Annotated in this window: 22 protein-coding genes; 12 read left to right on the top strand and 10 right to left on the bottom strand. The window is 51.7% G+C overall.

The window, feature by feature from the left end; translation table 11 throughout:
• The first annotated feature begins 96 nt into the window (after positions 1–96).
• The 5 genes from mreC (at position 97) to AC07N2_RS02830 (ending at position 5,740) form a co-directional block, all read left to right on the top strand.
• Positions 97–1,089: a rod shape-determining protein MreC gene (gene mreC / locus AC07N2_RS02850; RefSeq protein ID WP_494776914.1), complete on the top strand. Its 993-nt coding sequence runs from the start codon at positions 97–99 to the stop codon at positions 1,087–1,089.
• The gene (mreD, locus tag AC07N2_RS02845) at positions 1,086–1,601 is read left to right on the top strand and encodes a rod shape-determining protein MreD (protein ID WP_076592571.1); all 516 of its coding nucleotides are present in this window, start codon (positions 1,086–1,088) and stop codon (positions 1,599–1,601) included. Before mreC ends, mreD begins: the two co-directional genes overlap by 4 nt.
• Before the next feature lie 38 nt (positions 1,602–1,639).
• Positions 1,640–3,547, top strand: a complete 1,908-nt coding sequence (mrdA, locus tag AC07N2_RS02840) for a penicillin-binding protein 2 (protein WP_494776913.1) — start codon at positions 1,640–1,642, stop codon at positions 3,545–3,547.
• Positions 3,544–4,659, top strand: a complete 1,116-nt coding sequence (gene rodA, locus AC07N2_RS02835; RefSeq protein WP_494776912.1) for a rod shape-determining protein RodA — start codon at positions 3,544–3,546, stop codon at positions 4,657–4,659. The genes mrdA and rodA overlap by 4 nt, the downstream gene beginning before the upstream one ends.
• A gap of 64 nt (positions 4,660–4,723) precedes the next feature.
• On the top strand, positions 4,724–5,740 hold the full coding sequence (locus tag AC07N2_RS02830) for a septal ring lytic transglycosylase RlpA family protein (protein ID WP_494776911.1): 1,017 nt from the start codon (positions 4,724–4,726) through the stop codon (positions 5,738–5,740).
• On the opposite strand, the gene rsmI is transcribed toward AC07N2_RS02830, so the two are convergent.
• A complete protein-coding gene (gene rsmI, locus AC07N2_RS02825) occupies positions 5,737–6,660 on the bottom strand; it encodes a 16S rRNA (cytidine(1402)-2'-O)-methyltransferase (protein WP_494776910.1) in 924 nt (307 codons plus the stop codon). The genes AC07N2_RS02830 and rsmI overlap by 4 nt on opposite strands.
• A 12-nt stretch (positions 6,661–6,672) precedes the next feature.
• On the opposite strand from rsmI, the gene AC07N2_RS02820 reads away from it, so the two are divergent.
• The 6 genes from AC07N2_RS02820 to AC07N2_RS02795 all read left to right on the top strand — a co-directional run bounded on the left by AC07N2_RS02820 (position 6,673) and on the right by AC07N2_RS02795 (position 11,870).
• On the top strand, positions 6,673–7,953 hold the full coding sequence (locus tag AC07N2_RS02820; protein ID WP_494776909.1) for a penicillin-binding protein activator: 1,281 nt from the start codon (positions 6,673–6,675) through the stop codon (positions 7,951–7,953).
• Between the two features lie 10 nt (positions 7,954–7,963).
• Positions 7,964–8,335 (top strand): YraN family protein, encoded by a 372-nt coding sequence (locus AC07N2_RS02815; RefSeq protein ID WP_494776908.1) that lies wholly within the window; start codon positions 7,964–7,966, stop codon positions 8,333–8,335.
• Between the two features lie 55 nt (positions 8,336–8,390).
• Entirely contained in the window at positions 8,391–8,987 is a 597-nt protein-coding gene (locus tag AC07N2_RS02810) for a phosphoheptose isomerase (protein WP_076592565.1), read from the top strand.
• Positions 8,980–9,633: a BON domain-containing protein gene (locus AC07N2_RS02805; RefSeq protein ID WP_494776907.1), complete on the top strand. Its 654-nt coding sequence runs from the start codon at positions 8,980–8,982 to the stop codon at positions 9,631–9,633. The genes AC07N2_RS02810 and AC07N2_RS02805 overlap by 8 nt, the downstream gene beginning before the upstream one ends.
• A 105-nt stretch (positions 9,634–9,738) precedes the next feature.
• Positions 9,739–11,256 carry a BCCT family transporter gene (locus tag AC07N2_RS02800; RefSeq protein WP_494776906.1) on the top strand — a complete coding sequence of 506 codons (1,518 nt, stop codon included), beginning with the start codon at positions 9,739–9,741 and terminating at the stop codon, positions 11,254–11,256.
• Between the two features lie 92 nt (positions 11,257–11,348).
• On the top strand, positions 11,349–11,870 hold the full coding sequence (locus AC07N2_RS02795) for a TlpA disulfide reductase family protein (RefSeq protein ID WP_494776905.1): 522 nt from the start codon (positions 11,349–11,351) through the stop codon (positions 11,868–11,870).
• Positions 11,871–11,872: 2 nt separating this feature from the next.
• On the opposite strand, the gene prmC is transcribed toward AC07N2_RS02795, so the two are convergent.
• The 7 genes from prmC to AC07N2_RS02760 form a co-directional block, all read right to left on the bottom strand.
• Entirely contained in the window at positions 11,873–12,706 is an 834-nt protein-coding gene (gene prmC, locus AC07N2_RS02790) for a peptide chain release factor N(5)-glutamine methyltransferase (RefSeq protein WP_494776904.1), read from the bottom strand.
• Complete coding sequence (locus AC07N2_RS02785) at positions 12,706–13,182, bottom strand: disulfide bond formation protein B (protein ID WP_494776903.1); 477 nt, start codon at positions 13,180–13,182, stop codon at positions 12,706–12,708. Before AC07N2_RS02785 ends, prmC begins: the two co-directional genes overlap by 1 nt.
• Positions 13,183–13,240: 58 nt before the next feature.
• Positions 13,241–14,323, bottom strand: coding sequence for a peptide chain release factor 1 (gene prfA, locus AC07N2_RS02780; RefSeq protein ID WP_494778100.1), 1,083 nt, complete (start codon positions 14,321–14,323; stop codon positions 13,241–13,243).
• 109 nt (positions 14,324–14,432) lie between these two features.
• Entirely contained in the window at positions 14,433–15,722 is a 1,290-nt protein-coding gene (gene hemA / locus AC07N2_RS02775; RefSeq protein ID WP_494776902.1) for a glutamyl-tRNA reductase, read from the bottom strand.
• 82 nt (positions 15,723–15,804) lie between these two features.
• A complete protein-coding gene (locus tag AC07N2_RS02770) occupies positions 15,805–18,192 on the bottom strand; it encodes a CHASE2 domain-containing protein (protein WP_494776901.1) in 2,388 nt (795 codons plus the stop codon).
• Between the two features lie 6 nt (positions 18,193–18,198).
• The gene (locus AC07N2_RS02765) at positions 18,199–19,626 is read right to left on the bottom strand and encodes a FecR family protein (protein ID WP_494776900.1); all 1,428 of its coding nucleotides are present in this window, start codon (positions 19,624–19,626) and stop codon (positions 18,199–18,201) included.
• A gap of 33 nt (positions 19,627–19,659) precedes the next feature.
• Complete coding sequence (locus AC07N2_RS02760) at positions 19,660–20,349, bottom strand: response regulator transcription factor (RefSeq protein WP_011979443.1); 690 nt, start codon at positions 20,347–20,349, stop codon at positions 19,660–19,662.
• 435 nt (positions 20,350–20,784) lie between these two features.
• Here AC07N2_RS02760 and AC07N2_RS02755 point away from each other — a divergent pair, with 435 nt between their 5' ends.
• Complete coding sequence (locus AC07N2_RS02755) at positions 20,785–20,961, top strand: hypothetical protein (RefSeq protein ID WP_157889152.1); 177 nt, start codon at positions 20,785–20,787, stop codon at positions 20,959–20,961.
• 228 nt (positions 20,962–21,189) lie between these two features.
• Here AC07N2_RS02755 and AC07N2_RS02750 read toward each other — a convergent pair whose 3' ends face one another.
• Positions 21,190–21,504, bottom strand: coding sequence for a PsiF family protein (locus AC07N2_RS02750; protein ID WP_076592555.1), 315 nt, complete (start codon positions 21,502–21,504; stop codon positions 21,190–21,192).
• A 171-nt stretch (positions 21,505–21,675) separates the two neighbouring features.
• Positions 21,676–22,095 carry a YidB family protein gene (locus AC07N2_RS02745; protein WP_494776899.1) on the bottom strand — a complete coding sequence of 140 codons (420 nt, stop codon included), beginning with the start codon at positions 22,093–22,095 and terminating at the stop codon, positions 21,676–21,678.
• Positions 22,096–22,576: the final 481 nt, after the last annotated feature.

Raw genomic sequence — 22,576 nt, 5'->3', positions numbered from 1 at the left:
CAACACTTCGAAACACAGATCGCGGCTGCCGGACATCACGTCTCGGCAGCGCGGTTTGTTGTGAAGCTCTTCGGCACGCTCTCCAACAAGTAATACATGGAATACAGCCCACCACCACTCTTCAAACAAGGTGCATCGGCACGTGCAAAGATGGTGTTCTTCGCCTTGATTGCGTTGGTGTTGCTGGGTGTGGATTCACACATGCGCTCACTCGCGGTCGTGCGGCAAGTCATCTCGACCGCGCTCTACCCCTTGCAAGTCGTTGCCTTGGCACCGCGCGATGCACTCTATTACGTTGGTGACTATTTCACATCACTAACGAGTGCACAGGCGGAAAACGAAAAACTCAAACTGCAGCAAACGCTCGATGCGCGCACCTTGCAGCAAGGACAGCAGCTGCTCGCTGAAAATGCGCAACTGCGTCAATTGCTGGGCGCCAGCGAACGCTTGCAGGTGAAATCTTTGTTGGGTGAGATTCTGTATGACACCCGTGATGCCTTCACGCGCAAGATCGTGCTCAATCGCGGCAGCCAACACGGCGTCGAGGCCGGGCAACCAGTGATCGATCATGTTGGTGTCGTGGGTCAGGTCACACGGGTATTTCCTTTCAGTTCGGAAGTAACGCTGTTGACGGACAAGAATCAGGCAATCCCGGTGCAGGTCGTGCGTAATGGTTTGCGCAGTGTGGCGTATGGTCGCGGCCAATCCAATGTGCTGGATCTGCGCTTCATGCCGACCAATGCCGATATTCAAAAAGGCGATGTGTTGGTGACATCCGGCATCGATGGCATTTATCCGCCGGGTTTGGCTGTCGCGACGGTATCGCAAGTTGAAAACAAATCAGTTGATTCCTTCGCACGCATTATTTGTCAGCCGACGGCCGGCATCGATCGCAATCGCCAGTTACTGATTTTGTTGACCGAAAACAAATTCGAGCCGCGCGCCGCGGACGATAGCAAAGACAAGAACACCAAGATGGCTGGCATCCTGCGACATGCTGCCAGCCGTACCAATGGAACTTCCGGCAAGGGCATAGATCTACAACCCGCCCAACCATCTGCACCACAGCCTGCGACTGCTCCGCGATGAACCATCAGCCTCATTACATTCTTTTGCCGGCCAGCCCACTTTTCATCGTGGTGAGCTTGATCGTCGCTTTTTTACTGAACTTGCTACCGTGGGGACAGTGGATAGGCGTACCGGATTTTGTTGCGCTGATACTGGTGTTCTGGAGCATGCATCAGCCGCGCAAGGTCGGTATCGGCGTTGCCTTCTGCATGGGCTTGTTGATGGATGTGCATGATGCGGCGGTGCTTGGTGAGAATGCCTTGGCGTACACCTTGCTATCGTATTTTGCGATCATGATACATAGACGCGTATTGTGGTTTCCCAATGGTACGCAGGCGCTGCATGTCTTTCTGTTGCTGTTGATGACGCAAGTGGTCGAGGTGATCGTTCGACTGTTTGTCGGTGGCAATTTCCCTGGTTGGATGTATTTTTCCGAAAGTGTTGTGGCTGCCTTGTTATGGCCGGTAGTGACATGGATCTTGCTCGCACCACAACGTCGCGCGATCAATCGCGATGATACGCGGCCGATTTAAGCCGCCTTCCCTGTTGTTTATCCGGTATTTGAAACCGAATGACTGAATTAAAAAATACCGAACGCGAACTACAACTCTTCCGTCTGCGCTTGTCAGTCGCCGGTGTGGTGGTGTTCATTCTGTTCGCGTGTTTGCTGACCCGCTTTATCTGGTTGCAGGTATATAAACACAATGATTATGTAGCGCAGGCGGAAGATAACCGTATTTCTATCGTGCCGGTGGTGCCCAATCGCGGTTTGATCGTTGATCGTAATGGCGTTGTGTTGGCGCGTAATTATTCTGCGTACACGCTGGAAATCACACCATCAAAAATCAATGGCGATCTTGAAACACTGATCGATGAATTGGCCACGCTGGTCGATATTCAACCCAAGGATAGAAGGCGCTTCAAGAAGCTGCAGGAAGAATCGCGCAATCTGGCCAGCTCGCCTATTCGGGTGCGTTTGACCGATGAAGAAGTCGCACGTTTTTCCGCACAGCGTTATCGCTTTCCCGGCGTTGAAATCCAGGCGCGCCTGTTCCGCCAATATCCGCTGGGCGCAGTTGCTTCGCATGTGATTGGTTATATCGGTCGCATCAATACGCGTGAAGCGAAGGAAATAGACGATAGCGACGACGCGACCAATTATCGCGGCACCGAGCATATCGGCAAGGAAGGCCTGGAAAAAAATTACGAAGACAAGTTGCACGGCCGTACCGGTTACGAAGAAGTTGAAGTCTCAGCCGGTGGTCGTCCTATTCGTACCTTGTCGCGCACGGCGGCAACGCCGGGTGACAACCTGATCCTGTCTATCGATATTGAATTACAGAAGGTCGTTGAACAGGCGTTTGGTGATCGACGCGGTGCCTTGATAGCGATTGAGCCATCGACTGGCGACGTGCTGGCCTATGTATCGATGCCGACCTTCGATCCTAATTTGTTCGTTGAAGGCATTGATCAGCAAAACTGGGATGCACTGAATAACTCGCCGGACCACCCTCTTCTGAATCGTCCCTTGTCAGGTGCTTATCCACCAGGTTCGACGTACAAACCGTTTATGGCGCTGGCAGCATTGGAGTTAGGCAAACGCAAACCATCAGATGCGATTTCCGATCCGGGTTACTTCTGGTTTGGTAATCATAAATTCCGCGATGATAAAGAAGGCGGGCACGGCATAGTCGATATGTATAAATCGATCGTGCAATCGTGCGATACCTACTATTACGTCCTTGCCAATGATCTGGGCGTTGATGCGATTCATGATTTCATGAAGCCTTTCGGTTTTGGCCAAAAGACCGGTATCGATCTTCGCTTCGAACGTACAGGCGTGTTGCCATCGACAGCATGGAAGGCCGCTGCATATAAAAAGCCGGAGCAAAAGAAATGGTATGCAGGTGAGACCATTTCCATCGGTATCGGCCAGGGTTACAACTCATTTACACCATTGCAACTGGCGCATGCGACGGCAACGCTGGCCAATAACGGCATAGTGATGAAGCCGCATTTGGTCAAGATGATAGAAAACGGCACGACACGCCAACGCACGCTGACCGTGCCGAAAGAGAGCTATCGCATTCCCTTGAAGCAAGAAAACATCGACATCATCAAGAACGCGTTGGTAGGCGTGAATAAAGAAGGTACTGGTGCCCGCGCCTTCGCGCGAGCCGAGTATGTATCTGCTGGCAAAACGGGTACCGCGCAAGTGATTGCGATCAAAAAAGGCGAGAAATACGACTCCAGCAAAATCTCGGATCGTCATCACGATCACGCTTTATACACAGCGTTTGCTCCTGCAGACAATCCACGCATAGCCTTGGCTATCATTGTAGAAAATGGTGGTTTTGGTGGCGCAGCGGCGGCGCCGATTGCCAGGGCAGCGATGGATTTTTATTTGTTAGGTAAACGTCCTGACACTAAAGCACCAGTCAAGCCGAAGAACGAGCCTAAGGAAGAATTCGTCGAATGAGCACACAGATGAATAAACGCTCGTTTGGGCAAATCGTTCAACCCTACATTCAAGTGTTCGACGGTCCCTTGATCTTGATCGTCAGTTTGATTCTGGCGGTGGGAACGGTGACGCTGTATTCAGCCGGTATCGATTTCCCGGGCCGGGTGGAAGATCATGTGCGTAACATCATGATCGCCTTTGTCGTGATGTGGATTGCGGCTGCGATTCCGCCGCAGACCTTGATGCGTTTTGCCGTGCCTTTATATCTGACGGGCATCGTTTTGCTGTTGGCGGTAGCGCAGTTTGGTTTGATTCGTAACGGTGCGCGACGCTGGGTTGATCTCGGCGTGATTGTGCAGCCATCAGAAATCATGAAGATCGCCATGCCGATGATGCTGGCATGGTTCTTCCAGAAGCGCGAAGGCATGACGCGCTGGCGCGAATTTTTGTTTGCCGGTTTGCTCTTGATTGCACCGGTTGGCTTGATCATGCGCCAACCGGATTTGGGTACATCCTTGCTAGTCTTGGCCGCAGGTTTCTATGTGATCTTTCTGGCAGGTTTGTCCTGGAAAGTACTGGTAGCGGCTGCCGTGGCGGTAGGTGCCAGCTTGCCTGTGGTGTGGTCGATGATGCATGACTATCAGCGCGGACGCGTGTTGACACTGATCGATCCGACGACCGATCCGCTTGGCAAAGGCTTTCACATTATTCAATCGACGATTGCGATTGGGTCTGGTGGTGTTACCGGTAAAGGCTGGTTGAACGGCACGCAGGCACATCTGGAATTCATTCCTGAGCGCACTACCGATTTCATCTTCGCCGTTTATTCGGAAGAGTTTGGTTTGATCGGCAATTGCATTTTGCTGTTCCTCTATTTATTGTTGATCGGACGCGGCATGATCATTGCGGCGAATGCGCCGACTTTGTTCAGTCGTTTATTGGCGGGTGCGATTACCTTGATCTTCTTCACCTATGCATTTGTGAACATGGGGATGGTCAGTGGTATTCTTCCGGTCGTTGGTGTGCCTTTGCCTTTTGTCAGCTACGGTGGCACCGCCTTTGTCACGCTCGGATTGGGCGTCGGCATTTTGATGAGCATTCAGCGGCACAGGAAGTTGATGCAAAGCTGATGTGATCGATTCATCGATTGCGTTGTGGATATTTCTGTAGCGCAATCATCATCAGGAGCATGCGATGCAATTTCGCCCGCATAAGGCAGTACAGTTTTTATCCATACTCTTCATCGTCGTTTTGGCCGGTTGCAGCAGCGTACCGCTATCGACACCATCGACAGGCAAAGCGCCTGCATCTGTATCACGTTCCTCAACTCATCCTGTTTTACCGCCAGCCGGTTCTGGTCGTGGCGGCTATTACAAGGACGATGGTCCGGGCGAAGATATACCGGATGGTTTGGAAAACTTGCCGGATGCTGAGCCTAGAGTAGAGCCGTATGCAAAGCGCGGCAATAAACCGTACGTCGTGTTCGGCAAACAATACGTGCCGATAGTGAATGAAGAGCCGTTCAAGCAGCGCGGACGCGGCAGTTGGTACGGCAAGAAATTCCATGGCCAGAAAACTTCATCCGGCGAGCCTTACGATATGTATCAAATGTCGGCCGCGCATCCGACCTTGCCGATTCCATCGTATGCACGCGTAACGAATTTGAGTAATGGCAAGCAGGTGATAGTACGTGTGAATGATAGAGGCCCATTTCATTCGAGCCGTGTCATTGATTTGTCTTATACCGCGGCATTAAAACTAGGCTATATCGGGCATGGCAGCGCAGAGCTGGAAGTTGAGCGATTACTGCCTGCCGATATCGAACGCATCAATGCCAACAAGAGTAATGAGCCTGTAGCGGTAACAACGCCGGCACCATCGCCAGTGCATGTCCCTACCGTTGAGACAACGTCGCTGGAGCCAATTGCGATGCAAACCCAGACTACGCCAGCGGATACGCAAGTTGTGGCAGCTCCGAGCAAAGGGTTCTATTTACAGTTCGGTGCGTATTCGCAGGTAGCCAATGCTGAAGCGGTGCGCGTACGCTTGGCGCAGGAGGTAGGGAAGAATTTGCCGCAGTTGAAAGTGGAGCCGTCGAACAATCTATATCGACTGTATAGCGGCCCCTTTGCCAGTCGCGATGAAGCGGCCGCGGCGGCCGCACAAGTACAACAAGCAGGTGTCAATAAACCCTTAATCGTGCAACGTTAATCGTTTGAATTATCGCTGTCGTTTTTCATCTGCAGGGCGCGGTCGTACAAGGCATTCTTTTTCTGGCCGGTAATCTGTGCGGCGAGTGTCGCGGCTTGTTTGACTGAGCATTCTTGCAGCAGTATCGTCAGAATGCGCTCTGCTTCGATCTGGTCTTGATCGCCGGCAGTTGGTGCGCCTTCCAGCAATATGACGAACTCCCCTTTTTGCCTATGCGCATCCGCATTGATCCATGCGCTGGCTTCGGCCAGTGTGCAGCGATGCGTTTCTTCAAACAGCTTGGTCAATTCTCGTGCGAACACGATTTGTCGCGTTGGCTCGAATGCAGCTGCTAATGCTTCGACTGCTTCCGTAATGCGATGCGGTGCTTCGTAAAACACCATGGTCGCAGCAATTGCTTTCAATCCGAACAAGAAGGTTTCGCGCTGCTTGGCTTTCGCAGGCAGAAAACCAACAAAATAAAATTGGTCGTTGAGTAAGCCGCTGGCTGACAATGCAGTAACAGCAGCGGATGCACCCGGCAATGGGACCACGCGCAAACCAGCGCTACGCACGGCATCAACTATGCGTGCGCCAGGGTCGGAGACGGCCGGTGTGCCAGCATCGGAGACCAGTGCAATGCGTTCACCAGCTTGCAAGCGGCTGATCAATTTGTCAGCGACTTCACGCTCGTTATGCTGGTGCGCGGCGATCAAATTCTTCGATAAGCCGTAACGTGTCAGAAGATGACCAGTATTGCGCGTATCTTCGCAGGCGACGGCATCGACGATGGATAAAGTGTGCAAAGCGCGCAACGATATATCGCCCGCATTCCCGATCGGTGTAGCCACCACATATAATGTCGCCGAAGGATAGGTCTGCTGTGAGACATCATGCATAATCGGCAAGATCGCGGAGAGGCTGTTGCTTGTATCAGTCATTGGGAGAATCGGATGTTGGGAAATTTAGCGAGAATGTTCGTGCTGGCAAGCGTCATCAGCGGATTGTGCTCGCCTGTACTGGCAAATACAACTGCTGGCGCCGCCGCTGCTAGCGTTGCCAGTGTACTCGGCATTCAAGATCAAAGGTCGTCGATTGACAGGATACAGCTCGCACAGACTGATTTGGCGTTGCCAGATGCCATGCATGCTCCGATAGATGAGCCTATAGTCGAAGCGATCGAGATTCCGGTCGTGACAACCAGATTGCCACCGGTGCGGATCGCCCTGCTATTACCTACACGTGCGGAATCCCTGGCGCGGGTTGCCGAAGCGGTACGCGCCGGGTTCATGGCGGCTTATCAACATGAACCGGGGAACATTACTGTCAATTTGGTGGAAACCGGCGATGCAGCGCAAGACATCTTGTCCGGTTATCTGGACGCAGTGTCGAAAAATGACATCGTAGTAGGGCCATTGACGCGCAGCGGCGCAGCCGCAATCGTCCAAAATAACAGCACCAGCAAGCCGACCATTGTGTTGACGCAATTGAATGCCGCGGATGACGTGGAAGTACGCGTGCCGTCCAATATGTTGGTGATGGGTTTGTCGATTGAAGATGAAGCGCGTCAGGTAGCGAATTGGGCAGGTGCGAAGCGGTCGCGCTTGAAAGCTTTTGCGATTTCAACCAATGTGTCGTGGCAAAAGCGTGCAGTAAAAGCCTTTGCTGCCCAATGGAGCCATCTCGGACTGCAGTCCGAAGTCATGGAGCTGGGCATGACGGGTGGCTTCATTAACGCCAATACCTTGGTACAACTGAAAAAACGCATACAAGCGGAAAAGCCGGGCTTGATTTTTGTCGGTCTCGATGCGGCACAAGCAATTCAATTACGACTCGGCATCGGCGGCGAAGTGACGATGTACGGTACGTCGCAATTGAATCCATTTGCACTAAAGGATTGGACTGATGCTGATCGCCTGACTGATCTGGAAGGCGTGCGTTTAGTGGATATGCCGTGGCAGTTGCAAGCTGACCATGCCGCCGTGATGACTTATCCGCATCTTGCAAAAAACAACGAGCAACGCATCAGCCCGGATATCGAACGTTTGTATGCGTTGGGTATCGATGCTTATCGTGTTGCTGCGAATGTCGCGATCAAGCAAACCGATTTCGATATCGATGGCGTGACCGGAAAACTGACAGTGCGCTTCGGCCGTGGCGCGCCATACTTTGAGCGCGTATTGCAACCGGCGATTTATCGCGAAGGCATGGTGCAACCGCTGGACGTGCAATAAGCCTGAGCTGATGCGGCTACCCGACTTTCTTCGCCCTCGTACGGCCAAACAGATAATCGGACAAGCCGGCGAAGACGATGCGCTTGCACATTTGCAGCGACAAGGTTTGACACTGGTCGAACGTAATTTTCGCTGCAAAGGTGGCGAAATCGATTTGATCATGCAAGATGGCAAAGAATTGGTTTTCGTTGAAGTCAGAAAACGTGCGGACAAAAACCATGGCGGTGCCGCCGCCAGTGTCACGGCTAGCAAACAGAAGCGTTTGATCATTGCCGCGCAGATTTATCTGCAGCGTTACAAGATGCCGCCACCCTGCCGCTTCGATGTAATTGCATTTGATGACAACAAAATGACATGGCTGAAAAATGCCATCGAGGCTTGAATTCTTTTGAACCACGCGATTCATCGCGATGGACTACTCTATAATCCACCACATCATGACCAATCAACGTATCCTCAGTCACTTCCACGAAAGTGCCGAGCTGAAAATCCAGGCAGCCTCGTTATTAGCGCAACCAATTGAACAAGCAGTTGAACTAATGTTCGGTGCCCTGTCTAACGGGAACAAGATTCTTGCGTGCGGCAATGGCGGGTCGGCCGCAGACTGTCAGCATTTTTCGGCACAACTGGTGGGACGCTTTGAACGCGAACGCCTGCCCTTGCCGGTGATGGCGCTGACGACCGACACATCCATTTTGACCGCAATTGGTAACGACTATAGTTACCAGGAAATCTTCAGCAAGCAGGTACAGGCGTTCGGACAATCCGGCGATGTCTTGCTGGCTTTATCGACTTCCGGCAATTCAGCCAATGTCATGGCCGCCATTGAGGCAGCGCTGGAACGCGATATGCGCGTTGTCGCACTGACCGGCAAAGGCGGTGGTGCGATAGCCAAATTGCTGACGGACGCAGATGTCCATATCTGCGTTCCGCATGACCGAACTGCACGGATACAGGAAGTACATTTATTAACGATACATTGTTTGTGTGACGGCATTGACGTTGCATTATTTGGAGGAGATGAGAATGATTAATTTGAACCGTTACATGGTTGTAGCACGACGTCCGTTGGCATTGATTTTGGTGTGTGGTGTAGTTGCAGTTAGTTTGCAAGGTTGCTTCGCAATGATGGCCGGTGGCGTTGTTGCTGGCACATTGGCTGCGACTGATCGTCGTACGCTGGGCGCACAGACGGAAGACAAAGCGATCATGGTCAAGGGCGAGGCCCGCATTCCGGGTGTGGTTGGTGAAGCTGGTCACGTGAATGTCACCAGTTTCAATCGCAAGGTGTTGCTGACCGGCGAAGTACCTACCGAAGCTGCTAAAGAAGCGGCTGGCCGCGAAGCTGCCAGCATCGAAGGCGTGCAATCGGTGGTGAATGAATTGGCTGTATCGGGTGCTTCAGGTTTCGGTTCGCGTTCAAACGATAGCTTGATCACCGGCAAGGTGAAGGCATCGTTTGTCGATAACAAGACACTCTATGCAAATGCGATCAAGGTGGTAACTGAGCGCGGCATTGTTTATCTGATGGGGCGTGTGACAGAAAACGAAGGTAATCTGGCAGCTGAGATCGCACGCGGTGTGAGCGGTGTTCAAAAAGTCGTCAAGGTGTTTGAATACATCAGTGATGACGAGTACCGCCAGATGACCAACACATCGGATACGCAACAGAAAAAATAAGAGTTAATCGTGATTACATCGATCCTGTATCGGTGTAATGCGAGAGTGATATATTGAAGCCGTGCAGCATATTGCTGTACGGCTTTTCTTTTTGGGAGAGAAAAGATGCAACTGATTTTTCCGGTTGGATTAATCTTGATTGTTGTCATGTGGGGTGTTTTTTCACCCGAATCACTAGGCACCATTTCCCATATCGCGATGGCGGCGATTACCAAAAATTTCGGTTGGCTGTACCTGTGGGTAGTGCTGGGTCTCGTACTGTTTGCTGCCTTCCTCGCCTTCAGCCGCTACGGCAATCTCAAACTGGGGAAAGATGACGACGAGCCGGAGTTTTCCCTGCCCGCCTGGTTCGCCATGCTGTTTGCCGCAGGCATGGGTATCGGTCTGGTGTTCTGGGGCGTCGCGGAGCCGCTTTCCCATTTCACGCAAGGTCCACCCGGCACCATCGCCAGAACGCCTGACGCAGCCGGGACGGCGATGCGTTACAGCTTCTTTCACTGGGGCATACATCCTTGGGCGGTGTACAGCATAGTCGCATTGACTATTGCCTTCTTCCAGTATCGAAGACAAGGCGTTGCCTTGATCAGTGAATCGACCAATGCCTTGCCATGGCGGCCAGTACAGCGCATGTCGGGTTTGTTTAATGCGCTTGCCGTGATCGCGACCGCTTTCGGTGTGGCGACCTCGCTTGGCATGGGAGCAATGCAGATCAACGGCGGCTTGGCGGCAGTGTTTGGATTGACGATTAACAAGTACACGCAGGTTGGCATTATTGTGGTCGCGGCTACCCTTTTCATCCTGTCTGCTGTGAGTGGCGTTGAAAAGGGCGTCAAATGGTTGTCATCGGCCAATATGTTGGTTGCAGCTTTGCTGACCGTGATGGTTTTTCTGCTTGGCCCTACCGTTGCAATCATCGATACCTTTACGAATACGCTGGGTAGTTACCTCAGCGAATTCGTGCGCATGAGTTTGCGCATGACGCCTTTCCGCGATAGTGAATGGGTGGGTGAATGGACAGTTTTTTACTGGGCGTGGTGGTTGTCCTGGTCGCCTTTCGTTGGTTTGTTCATCGCACGTGTATCGCACGGCAGAACGATACGTGAATTCATTGTAGGGACAGTGATTGCACCTTCGATTGCTGCATTCATCTGGTTCTCGGTCTTTGGTGGCACAGCGCTGCAAATGGAAATCTGGCAAGGCATACCGATTGCGGAGGCAGCCAAGGCGGATTTGTCGACGGCGCTCTTTACGATGCTGGATGCGATGCCTTTGGGTTTGATTATGTCGGTCATCGCGACTTTGCTGGTGTTGGTATTTTTTGTTACCTCTGGCGATTCGGCGATACTTGTATTGGGGATGATGAGCAAGGGTGGTGAGCCTAATCCTTCGGCAGGCGTCAAAATTACCTGGGGCGTGCTGATTGCCGGTATTGCGATTAGTTTATTACTTGCAGGTGGGATCGATGCATTGCAAACGGCGACGATAGTGTTTGCCCTGCCGTTTACCATTGTTGTGATCCTGATGGCGATATCACTATGGCGAGCGATACGTGAAGACTGGAAAGAAGAACAACGTATCGAGCGAGAGCTGCGGCAGCGCATGCGGCAACTCATATCGAAATAAAGCCATGCCAATGTCGATAGCCATCGGCATGGCATACGCCATTTGCTCGACCTGACTATAATAGGCGCACTGAACTTTTCGAATTGTCGATCATGCAAGCATCTTCTTCTGCACCTAAACGTACTTGGCTCAAAGTACTGGCCGCTCTCATCATTGTGGCGCTGGCTGGGGTCGGCTATATGTCAGTGTCGAAAAAAGATGTGATCCCCGAGGTGACCTTCATCAATCTGCAAGGCAAGAAAATCACTTCACAGGATTTGCGCGGGAAAGTAGTGATGATCAATTTCTGGGCAACGTCATGCGTGACGTGCGTGAAAGAGATGCCGGAGATGGTCGATACCTATAACAAGTACAAAGACAACGGTCTGGAATTCATCGCGGTAGCGATGGCTTACGATCCGGCAAACTATGTGTTGAATTTTGTCGAGACGCGCAAACTGCCGTTCACGGTTGCGCTTGATGTTCAGGGCGAACTGGCGAAATCATTCGGCGACGTGAAGTTGACGCCAACCACTTTGGTGGTAGACAAAGACGGTCATATCATTAAGCGTTATGTCGGCGAGCCGGATTTCGCCACCTTGCATCAACTACTGGAAAAAGCGCTCGCCGCTTGATGCTACAGGCGGGACTTCTTCCCGCCGCTTACGCGTTCTATACCAGCCAGATCGCGCCAACTCTGCACTTCTTCAAATCGATTTTCGCTCAGTAGCTGACGCACAGCCGCTGCTTGATCGTAGCCATGCTCCATCAGCAACCAGCCATCTGCCTTTAAATGAGAGGCCGCACCTTGGCTGATGATTTGCAACGCAGACAATCCATTCGCATGATCGGTCAAGGCATCGACTGGCTCAAAGCGTAAATCACCTTCGGATAAATGTGCATCGCCAGCAACGATGTACGGCGGGTTGGACACGATCAAATCGAAATCTTGATTTTCCAATGCAGAGAACCAATCGCTGCACAAAAAACTTACCTGAGCATTGTTCTTCTTGGCATTGCCTTGCGCAATGGCCAGCGCTTGTTCACTGACATCGAGTGCGGTGACACTCGCGTCTGGCCGCGTATGCGCAATGGCAATGGCGATGGCACCGGAGCCTGTGCCCATATCCAGCACGCGACCTTGCGGTGGCAGATATTGCAAGGCCAGTTCAACCAGTAATTCCGTGTCGGGACGCGGGATTAAAACGGCTGGAGTGACGTCAAAAGACAAGCCGTAGAATTCGCGTTCGCCGGTCAGATAGGCGATCGGTTCGCCTGCGAGTCGTCGCTCAAACAGACGGGAGAGTTGTTGTGCTTCCGCCAGGTTCAATTGACGTTCAGAGTGTGTAATCAACTGCACGCGCGATAGCTTTGTGACATACCCAATCAAGATGCGTGCTTCCAGTTGAGCAACTGGTGCGCGCTGCATGATGTCAGCGATGGTATCGCCCGCTTGAATAACTGAATGCATCAACGATTTTTCTGGAACACGGCATAGGCTAAATACAGCGCGATCACGACAAACCAGACCAATGCCCATTGAGGCAAGGACAAGCCCATGATGGGTGCGTATTCAGTCGTGCATAAACCGTCAGCCTGGAACAGGAAGGGCAATAACTTCGCCGTTGGAATGGTGTTCAAGGATGTTTCCAGTGGATCGATGCCGCAGGATACGGTTGGATGTGCCTTGATATAAATATGCCAGCCGGCGACACCAGCACCCGCGATGGATGCCAGAGCGGCAAGTGCGGTCGCGAACCTGGCTGCGCCTCGTGGCAAAAACAGGGCGATGATGCAAATCAAGGCAATCGCGGCAAAGGCGTAGCGTTGAATGACGCACAGTGGACAAGGTTGCATGTTCTCTACATGTTGCAGATAAAGTGCAACTGCCAGCAAGGCTAGAGAAACAAAGATGACTGCGAGTAAAACAGGTTTGGAGTTTTTCATCGGTGGATTCTCGAAAAAGGATGCACGGTAAGAGTAATACTTGCCTGAATAGTTGCAATCAATTTGCGTCGCCGAGCGCCGCCAGTAATTCTGCCTGATGCTCCGCTGCCAGTGCATTGGTCAACTCGGTCAAATCGCCATCCATGATGAAGTCGAGTTTGTACAAAGTCAGGTTAATGCGGTGATCGGTCATGCGGCCTTGCGGGAAATTATAAGTGCGTATGCGCTCGCTGCGGTCGCCGGAGCCGATCAGGGATTTGCGCGTTGCCGCTTCCTTCGATTGTTGTTCACGCAACTGCACGTCCTTGATGCGCGCTGCCAAAACCTTCAATGCCGAAGCCTTGTTTTTATGCTGGCTGCGATCATCCTGACATTCGACCACGATGCCGGTCGGGAGATGCGTGATGCGGACTGCGGAATCGGTTTTATTGATGTGCTGACCACCAGCGCCCGAGGCGCGGTAGGTATCGATGCGCAAGTCAGCCGGATTGATGTTGACGTCTTCTACTTCATCGGCTTCCGGCATGATGGCGACGGTGCACGCGGAAGTATGGATGCGTCCTTGTGTTTCGGTTGCTGGTACGCGCTGTACGCGATGTCCGCCGGATTCGAATTTCAATTTTGAATATGCGCCGGAACCGACGATGCGCACGATCACTTCCTTGTAGCCGCCGACTTCGGATGCGGATTCCGACACCATTTCTATCTGCCAGCGATTGCGTTCGGCAAAGCGCGTGTACATGCGTAATAAGTCGCCAGCAAATAATGCCGATTCATCGCCACCGGTGCCGGCACGGATTTCGAGGAAGATATTGCGATCATCGTTGGGATCTTTCGGCAACAGCATTTTCTGCAGATCGATTTCCAGCTGTTCCATGCGCGTTTTGGCGGCCGTGATTTCTTCCTGCGCAAATTCCTTCATGTCCGGATCGGACAACATATTTTGCGCATCCTTGATGTCGTTATCGGCTTGCGTGTAGCTGCCGTATAAAGCGACAAGCGGCCCTAGTTCAGCATGTTCGCGAGTCAGCTTGCGATAGTTGTCCATATTGGACGTGACGTCTTCCTGCATCAACAGCACATTCAATTCGTCCAAGCGTTCAGTCAGTTGATTGAGCTTGGCGAGCATGGATGGTTTCATCATATTTTTTAATCTTGTATAGCTATGAGTAGTTTGGGTAGATTGCATCGCATGACAGGATGCAAACAGGTGTGTCTGCGCAAGGGCAGACTGAGCAGGAAGAGCGTCGCTAGCGCTTGGTACGGAATAACTGCGGCAGCAATGCGGCGAGGCGTGCACGTTCGTCGCCTTGTGCATTGTTCAGCGCTTGTTGCGGACCATGCAGGAATTTGGCTGTCAAACCCTTGGACAAGGCTTCGAGTACGGCGTCGATATCTTCGCCTTTGGCCAGCAATTTACGCGCACGTTCCAGTTCTATCATGCGCATGGTTTCGCTGGATTCGTGCAAGTCTTGAATGACTGGCACAACGGCACGTGCATCTATCCAATGCATGAAGGAACGCACGCGGGTTTCGATAATGGCTTCGGCTTGTGCGACCGCCGCTTGACGATTTTCAACACCAGTTTGTACAAAGGTGCCGAGATCATCGACGGTGTAGAGGAAGACGTCGTCCAGATGGCCGATTTCTTCTTCGATATCACGCGGTACTGCCAGGTCGACCATGAACATCGGCTTATGGCGGCGCGCCTTGATTGCACGCTCCACCATGCCGAGACCGATGATAGGCAGCGATGATGCAGTCGATGAAATAAGAATGTCGAAGTTGGCCAGTTGATCCGGCAGATCAGCCAGACGAATGGCGCGACCATTGAAGCGATGCGCCAATGCTTCGCCACGTTCCAGTGTGCGATTGGCTATCGTCACGGATTTTGGATTCTGTGCGGCGAAGTGCGTTGCACTTAATTCGATCATTTCGCCAGCGCCGATGAACAACACATTCTGTTCCGAGATCGTATCGAAAATGCGTTGCGATAAACGTACTGACGCAGCCGCCATCGAGACGCTGTGTGCGCCGATCTCGGTGGTGCTGCGGACTTCCTTCGCAACTGCAAATGTGCGCTGGAACATTTGATGCAAATAAGTGCCGAGTCCGCCAGCTGCATCGGCCTGGCGCACAGCATCTTTCATCTGGCCCAGAATCTGCGGCTCGCCCAATACCATCGAATCCAATCCCGATGCAACGCGGAAGGCGTGGCGTACTGCATTGTCTTGCGGCAGTGCGTACAGATAAGGACGCAATTCTGCGTAAGGTAGTTTGTGATAATCCGCGAGGAAGTGCGCAGTGATATCGATCGCTTCGTCCACGCCGCCGGGCAGATTGCTGGCAGCGTATAACTCGGTGCGATTGCAGGTCGACAGGATCGCTGCTTCGTCGGTATAAGTTGTCGCGTCGCTGCGGCCATACCAACTACGTGCGGAAGCCACCGCTTGACCAAGCTGGTCAGCAGGAAAGGCTACCTTCTCGCGCAGAGAGACAGGCGCGGTAGTGTGATTAAGGCCGACGGCAAGCAGTTGCATTTATGGCACAAATATTCAAGGGTTGAATAGCGCTACATTATAGCCTGTTGCACTATGGCACGAGACTGTTGCCGCTAGGCAGTTACGTACCGTGACAATAAGGCAAGGTGAGTGTGAAAGTAGTGCCATTACCGACCTGACTGCTAAAGCTGATATCGCCTTGATGGCGCTCAATTACGGTTTTCACAAAGACCAGTCCTAATCCTACGCCATCATGGCGCGGTTGGTTCGGTAAATCGACACGCTGGAAGCGGTGGAACAGCTTGCTTTGATCGGCTTCAGCTATGCCATAGCCGTGATCGCGGATGCGACACATGACATAAGACGGATCGCCTTCCTGTTGTGACCAGACTGAACAAATGATGCTGGTGTGATCCGGACTGTAGTTGATTGCATTGGACAACAGATTGGTCAGCGCGCGTGTCATCAGCGTGCGATCGACCTTGACTGGATATTCACCTTCGGCGATTTCCATCTGAACAGTGATGTGGCGGCTTTTTGCCAAGGACCACATTTCATCGGTGGCATCGAATAGCAAATCCTGGAAATCGACTTCTTCCAAGCGATATTCATGCGATTCCGCGCGTGCCAGTTGCACGAAGTTGTCGGCCAGCCCCAGCGTTTTGCGTGAAGCTTTTTCAATACGGGCAAAAAGTTCTGATTGCGGTAACGCCGACGACACTTCATTTTGCAGTTCGAGCAAAGCCAGAATCGATGCCTGTGGTGCGCGCATATCGTGTGACAAGAAGCGCAGCGTTTCATCGCGACTGCGTTCAGCGGCGCGTATGGTCGAAATATCCAGCACGCTGATGATCCAGCCAGTTAGCAGATTGGCTGCCGAGTAGCAGGGACTGCTTTTGACCAGCAAATCACGGCCATTGTGATCTTGCGCAGAGATGCCGTTACTCAATGCTTCCGCACGATCGAGATCAAGCAATTCAGGCCAATCGAAAGAGAGATTGGCTGCAAGGTCGACTGGTTGCGGCGTTTTCAGTTGCGACAATAAATCAAGGATGCTGACGCCGAGTACATTGTCAAAACCGATGGAGCGGTAGTAATCGTTGGCATGTTTGTTGGCGAGCAGGACGCTGCCTTCAATCGATGTAACCAAAGTCGCATCCGGCAAATTATCCAGATTGTCAGAAACAAATTGACGCAGATCGCGTACGCGACGTGCTGCATTTTTCATTGCGGTGATGCGCTGCTCCAGCACGTCAGCCATTTCAGTTTCTGGTGCCGCAGCCATTTCTTCCGGCAGTAAATGCGGCTCTTTGTCGAGGCGCGTAAATTCTTGTCCCAGATAGGTGATGGCAGCTTCCAGCCGTCGCCAACTCCACAATGGATACGAGATGATCAGCACTATGATGGATGCCGCCGGTGCAATCCACAGACCCAGGCGCAAGCTAATGTAGCTGGCGGTGAGCGTGATGATCATCCAGATACCTGTCGCAAAGAGAGACAGGCGCGGCGATAGCAACAAGTAACCTAGCAAGGCCATGAAGACTGGCACGGCATTGAACAAGGCAGTTTGCCATGGTGATGCGATATGAATATTGTCACCATCCAGCAAACTGGCCAGCACATGCGCATTGATTTCTATGCCAGGCATGGCGCCTGAATTTCCAGAAACTGGCGTTGGATAAGAGTCCGCCATACCGAGCGCTGTCGCACCTACCAGTACATATTTGTCGGTGAAGAATTCATCAGCAACTTCACCGCGTAATACCGAGACATAAGGAACCGATTGAAAATGACCGATGCTGCCGTCAAACGGGATATAGATTTGATCGCCGCGTTGCACGGTATCGATTGATGATGGTATGACGGTTTTTACTTGCGGCGTAGTCGCACCGGAGTATTGAATGTTTTCGCCAGTTTCCAACAACGCTGCTGCGAAATGTGGCCACACTTTGCCGTTCTGACCTTCGTATAAAAATACGCTACGCACTACACCGTCGGTATCGTGTTCCAGATTTATGTGTCCGAGTGCATGTGCCGCCTCTGCGAATTCAGGAATCGGCAAACCGATGGTCAGACCACGGCCAGCGTTCGTCATGACCACCGGCAGTACGGTGCGCCCGCTTTGCATCAAGGCTGCCGAGAGTTTTTTATCACCAGGACGACTACCATCCGGCTGCGGTGGTTCCGTTTCGGACAGAATGACGTCGAGTCCGATCGCGCGCGGTTTGGCTTTATTCAGTTTGTTAATCAGGTCCGCATGTAGCGTACGCGACCAAGGCCAGCGACCAAGTTGCGACAGACTGTAATCGTCGATGGCAACGATGATGATGTCATCGCGTACGGGTTTGCTGTCGACCGAGACAAAGAAGTCATACAGAGATTGATCGAGTCGTCCCAGACCATTCTGCCAGCCCAGTGCGAGGGCGAGGGCTAGCAGACCGATGAATAGCATCAGCCATTCGCGCAATGCGAGGCGCCGCACGAACGGGGAAAGCCAACGTATCTTCATCGAAACTTAGCGTCGATCTGCTGAGCGGGAGGTGTCGCGCGAGCTTTCTTTCGCACGTAATGGGTGGCCGTCGTTGATGATCCATTGATCCGTGACGATCAAGGTTTGTGCGGACGAAAATGGATTGGTGCTGCCATCGGCATTGACGCTTTGTACGCGAGCGAAATAAGTACCAAATGATGGCCGCGGTAGTTTGATCTCGTTGCCGATGACGCTGCTTGTAAACAAGAGCCAGCTAAATTCCACATCGCGCGCGACTTGCACGTTGTACTTTTGCGTCGCCGATCCTTGCCAACGTAATTCCAATTCCTTGCTGTAATTATTTGAGACTGATGGTGCAGCTTGAATCGGTAATTCTTTGATGGGATCAATACGATTTTTGATCGTGACGGCAATGGTGCTAGGCATACCCTCTAATCCCAAGCTATCGATTGCAGATATATGGGCGAAGTAATTTCCCTCTGCAATATTCTCGATGGTGACGTCGCGCATCTTGCTTTTCGCTTCGGCCAGCAGGTGCAATGCTTCAGCATCTTGCGAGAGCTGTACATGATAAGCACGGGCGCCATTGATAGGCTCGATAGAAAATTGTGCCGCACCATCTTGTCTGTATGGCATACCTGCTAATTGGGGTCCCGGTAATAAATCGACGGCGCGTCCGATGGAATTGCTGGCGATGATATTGCCCTTCGCCAGATCGAGCATGCGGGTTTCCGGCGTACGTGGTGAGCCTACGACGACGCGGCCACGTAGTACTTCCGTTGCTACATTCTTGCCATCAAGGCCGACGCGGAAATAAGTACCGCGTACACCAGCGACAGATGAAGGCGTGCGCACTTCAAAGCGTCCTTTGTTGGCATCTAATGGAGAGATACGCGATACAACTTTTCCCCGTAATAATTTGACTTCGGTACGGGGGCTGCCGGTGTAGCGAGATTTACGAAGTTTGGTGAGCAGGACGCTGCTATTGGAAGGTACTGAGATGCGTGATTCATCTGCTAGCGCAATGGTCAGGAAGCTGTTGATGCCGGTATTGATGCGCATGCCTTCGACAATTTTGCTACCGATGTCTATGACGGTCACGCTGCCGTCGGCGGTTGTTGCGGTGATATTGCCATTGCGGGCGATGACGCTTGCTTCAGTAGGGTCCTCTGCCAAGAGATCCGCTGGAATCGCTATGGCCGTGCCGATAGGAATGTTGCTGTCTTTGTTGATGTGGTTGATGCTGCCGAGCGTAACCCAATTGCCGGTTTTGGTCGTAAGGCGCTGGGCGATCGATATGAGCGTGTCGCCTGCTTGTGCGTAGTAAGTGATGCCGGATGGGTGGACATCAATACTGCCTGGAGCTTGTATGGGTATAGCTGACCATGCGATAGGGATATTCCCTATCGTCAGTGCCATAACCAACATCAATGTATGAAGGGTAATGCGCATGTCTATTCTCCGCGCAACCCTGGTGCGCCTTGCTTAACCCGTCATCTGCTCCAAGCGGTAGCCGTAGCTATACACTGGAGCCAACCGAAAACCATGCTCTGGACGCAATTGTAACTTGCTCCGGACTCTGGAGACATGTGTGTCCATGGTTCTCGATGGAATTTCAACATCACGTGCCCACACTGCTTCCAGAATATAAGCGCGCGACAATGGGCGGCCCAGATTGCGGAAGAACAGCAATGCGAGATCGAATTCTTTCTGTGTCACCTCAATCGGTGCGCCGGACATGGTCAAACGGCCAGTGCGCGCTTCGAAGATGAAGTTGCCAAATTGGATCTGCTCGATCGGATTCTGACTTGGATAAGCGCGGCGTAACAAAGCCTGTACGCGTGCCAGCAACTCGCCACGGCGTATCGGCTTGATCATGTAATCGTCGGCGCCAGCGGCCAGACCCGCCACGATGTCATCTTCGCCGGAACGGCTGGTCATGAACAAGACAGGCAAATTGGTAGGCAATTTTTCGCGTGCCCAGCGTAATACATCGGCACCGCTTAAATCGGGAACCTGCCAATCGATAATCAGCATATCGAAGCTCTCACGGCGTAACTGATTCAGCAATTCCTTACCGCTTTGGAACGGGTGACAGAAGTGGCCGGCGGCGCTGAGCACTTGACAGACTAAGTCTGTCTGGCTGCGGTCATCATCAAGTACGGCAATTCGCATATTTTTATCGCTTGAATAGCGGGTTGTATTTCGTTGCTCTAATTTAACAAAGTATTCCCCTACTGGGTCTTCAATGATTGCGATGTGACAATATTTCACAAAATACGAGGGTGAATGCCGATCATTTATTGTTTTTTTGCATCATGTCAGTCTTTTTCTGACGACATGAAGTGATAGAAATTACCTTCATCTCACTGCGAGATGAGTGATTAACGCCGAATAACGAACATTTATTGCTGGTACTACGACGCGTTTATTCTCGCGCAAAAGCAAAATGTGTGTCTTGTAGTTATACGCAATTGTGAACTCATTGGAGTCACATTTTTTATCTTGAGCAGATATTTCTGCAAAAGAATATTGCTTGTTCCGCAGCATTTCCTATACTGAAAACGCAGTATCCGAGGAAGCTCACCTTAGAACTAACTGGAGGCAATCATGAAACTGCATGTCTTTGATTCATGGCATCTACCTCACGTTACACGCTCAAGCGCTAAAAAAATGGATGAAGATGGCGATCTTGTTCCCATCGCTGCTTTTGTCGTCGGTGCGCCTATCGTGACTTTGGGTTGCGTATCTCTGATCGAGATATTGTTTAGTCTGGAAGCATCTTGAGTTTGGTGACAAGTTTGCTTTAGAAAGTGAGGCTGCATGAATCAATTCAGGTTCATAAGGCCATACCGTTTATCTTAATCGCGTCCGGTCATTCTGACCTTGCAGACGCGATGCTCCGTTCAATGTTCGCGATGAAGTGCTTGTATAGCCATGCGAACATGTGGGCTGCAATAAAAATGGGCGGAACTGCATGCAGTTCCGCCCATTGTTTTTGAGACGAGGATTAAATTATTTTTTCGACAGGCAGGTTTTCATGAATGCTTTGCGGTCATCGCCTTTTTTGCCTTCGGCATCCTTGTTGCAACTTGCCATTTTGTCGCGCTGCGCTTGTTGTGCTGCGCTGACTTTTGGTTTGCTGCTGAGGCAATCTTTCATGAATGCTTTACGGTCATCGCCTTTTTTACCTTCGGCATCCTTGTTACAGGTTGCCATCTTCGTTTGTTGAGCGGTTTTTTCGTGTGCAGGAGCTGCTGGGGCAGGATCGGCGGCGAATGCACAGGTGGCAAATGCGCTTGAAATGACTAGGGCTAGAAGCTTATTCATTGGAACCTCGCAAGTAAGGGTCATTGGGAAACACTTTTTTATTAAGTATTGGTGTGACTACAACCATGCTGCCTAGACTACAACGACTTGGAACTCTATTCAGTTGACGATTGGTGCATCAACTTTGTCGGGAGAGGCAGATTTGTTTGTCTGCTGCTCCCAACAATAACGCTAACCGAAGAATTTTCCCTTCAGCATGCCTAAACCTTGTTGCAACAGATCACCACCTTCTGGAACTTGCCCGTTTGGTGTGAGTTTGTCAATAATTTGTGGCAGAAGTTCTGCCAAGCCAGCTGAGGCGCGCTCTGGTTCTACACCTGCTTGCTGCGCAATTTGCTGGACGTTGTCTTCTCCCAGCGCATTCTTGATTTGATCGGCAGAGACCGGTTGATTTTCACCGGTGCCTATCCATGACGCGACCTGGTCGCCCAAGCCCCCGTTTTGCAGTTTTTCCAGTAACCCTTGAACGCCGCCTGCGCCATCGACCAGTCCCATGACGCTACTCATTAAATCACCCTGTGTACCGGCACTATTCTGCCCGCCGAGCGAACCCATTACCTGTCCTGTCAGTTGATCGAGTAATCCCATCATATCCTCCAAAAATGGCGATAAATACGTACCGAGTCGGCACGATATGGGCGCCTGAACAACCCATCCAGCCATACTAGATCAAAACAAGCGTCTGTTGGAGACTTCCTTTTTGACCAGTGATGGTGTGGAGTATGGAGAAAACAGGAACGCAGGAAGATGCAAAGTAAAGCGGGCGAGAATGCAGGTTTTACATTTGTCGGCACATTGGAGACAGAAGCCAGGTGCGGCTTTGCACGCTGTTAAAATGCCGTGACTTGTTTCTCGCAAGCATCTAGCATCGGGGTCGTAAGCGTCATTTTATTTACCAAATGGCGGATTCAATATTCTGATTTTTCCGTACGGCAACGCAGAGAGTTCTTGAATGAGGAATGGCATCGTCAGCCCATCAAGATAGGGACCATGAAAAAATTAATCAACGCGTTATTTCTCCTTCTGTTGTTCATCAATGTTTCGTCCCATGCAGCGACACGGAATGTTTGCG

Source organism: Herminiimonas sp. GW821-FHT09C12 (assembly GCF_059416385.1).
The sequence above is the reverse complement of the archived record's forward strand: the minus strand, read 5'-3'. Positions and strand labels throughout refer to the sequence as shown.

Excerpts from the sequence above, each read along its gene's own strand:
- mreC (WP_494776914.1), top strand. The coding sequence starts at position 97 with ATGGAATACAGCCCACCACCACTCTTCAAACAAGGTGCATCGGCACGT.
- mreD (WP_076592571.1), top strand. The coding sequence starts at position 1,086 with ATGAACCATCAGCCTCATTACATTCTTTTGCCGGCCAGCCCACTTTTC.
- mrdA (WP_494776913.1), top strand. The coding sequence starts at position 1,640 with ATGACTGAATTAAAAAATACCGAACGCGAACTACAACTCTTCCGTCTG.
- rodA (WP_494776912.1), top strand. The coding sequence starts at position 3,544 with ATGAGCACACAGATGAATAAACGCTCGTTTGGGCAAATCGTTCAACCC.
- AC07N2_RS02830 (WP_494776911.1), top strand. The coding sequence starts at position 4,724 with ATGCAATTTCGCCCGCATAAGGCAGTACAGTTTTTATCCATACTCTTC.
- rsmI (WP_494776910.1), bottom strand. The coding sequence starts at position 6,660 with ATGACTGATACAAGCAACAGCCTCTCCGCGATCTTGCCGATTATGCAT.
- AC07N2_RS02820 (WP_494776909.1), top strand. The coding sequence starts at position 6,673 with ATGTTGGGAAATTTAGCGAGAATGTTCGTGCTGGCAAGCGTCATCAGC.
- AC07N2_RS02815 (WP_494776908.1), top strand. The coding sequence starts at position 7,964 with ATGCGGCTACCCGACTTTCTTCGCCCTCGTACGGCCAAACAGATAATC.
- AC07N2_RS02810 (WP_076592565.1), top strand. The coding sequence starts at position 8,391 with ATGACCAATCAACGTATCCTCAGTCACTTCCACGAAAGTGCCGAGCTG.
- AC07N2_RS02805 (WP_494776907.1), top strand. The coding sequence starts at position 8,980 with ATGATTAATTTGAACCGTTACATGGTTGTAGCACGACGTCCGTTGGCA.
- AC07N2_RS02800 (WP_494776906.1), top strand. The coding sequence starts at position 9,739 with ATGCAACTGATTTTTCCGGTTGGATTAATCTTGATTGTTGTCATGTGG.
- AC07N2_RS02795 (WP_494776905.1), top strand. The coding sequence starts at position 11,349 with ATGCAAGCATCTTCTTCTGCACCTAAACGTACTTGGCTCAAAGTACTG.
- prmC (WP_494776904.1), bottom strand. The coding sequence starts at position 12,706 with ATGCATTCAGTTATTCAAGCGGGCGATACCATCGCTGACATCATGCAG.
- AC07N2_RS02785 (WP_494776903.1), bottom strand. The coding sequence starts at position 13,182 with ATGAAAAACTCCAAACCTGTTTTACTCGCAGTCATCTTTGTTTCTCTA.
- prfA (WP_494778100.1), bottom strand. The coding sequence starts at position 14,323 with ATGAAACCATCCATGCTCGCCAAGCTCAATCAACTGACTGAACGCTTG.
- hemA (WP_494776902.1), bottom strand. The coding sequence starts at position 15,722 with ATGCAACTGCTTGCCGTCGGCCTTAATCACACTACCGCGCCTGTCTCT.
- AC07N2_RS02770 (WP_494776901.1), bottom strand. The coding sequence starts at position 18,192 with ATGAAGATACGTTGGCTTTCCCCGTTCGTGCGGCGCCTCGCATTGCGC.
- AC07N2_RS02765 (WP_494776900.1), bottom strand. The coding sequence starts at position 19,626 with ATGCGCATTACCCTTCATACATTGATGTTGGTTATGGCACTGACGATA.
- AC07N2_RS02760 (WP_011979443.1), bottom strand. The coding sequence starts at position 20,349 with ATGCGAATTGCCGTACTTGATGATGACCGCAGCCAGACAGACTTAGTC.
- AC07N2_RS02755 (WP_157889152.1), top strand. The coding sequence starts at position 20,785 with ATGAAACTGCATGTCTTTGATTCATGGCATCTACCTCACGTTACACGC.
- AC07N2_RS02750 (WP_076592555.1), bottom strand. The coding sequence starts at position 21,504 with ATGAATAAGCTTCTAGCCCTAGTCATTTCAAGCGCATTTGCCACCTGT.
- AC07N2_RS02745 (WP_494776899.1), bottom strand. The coding sequence starts at position 22,095 with ATGATGGGATTACTCGATCAACTGACAGGACAGGTAATGGGTTCGCTC.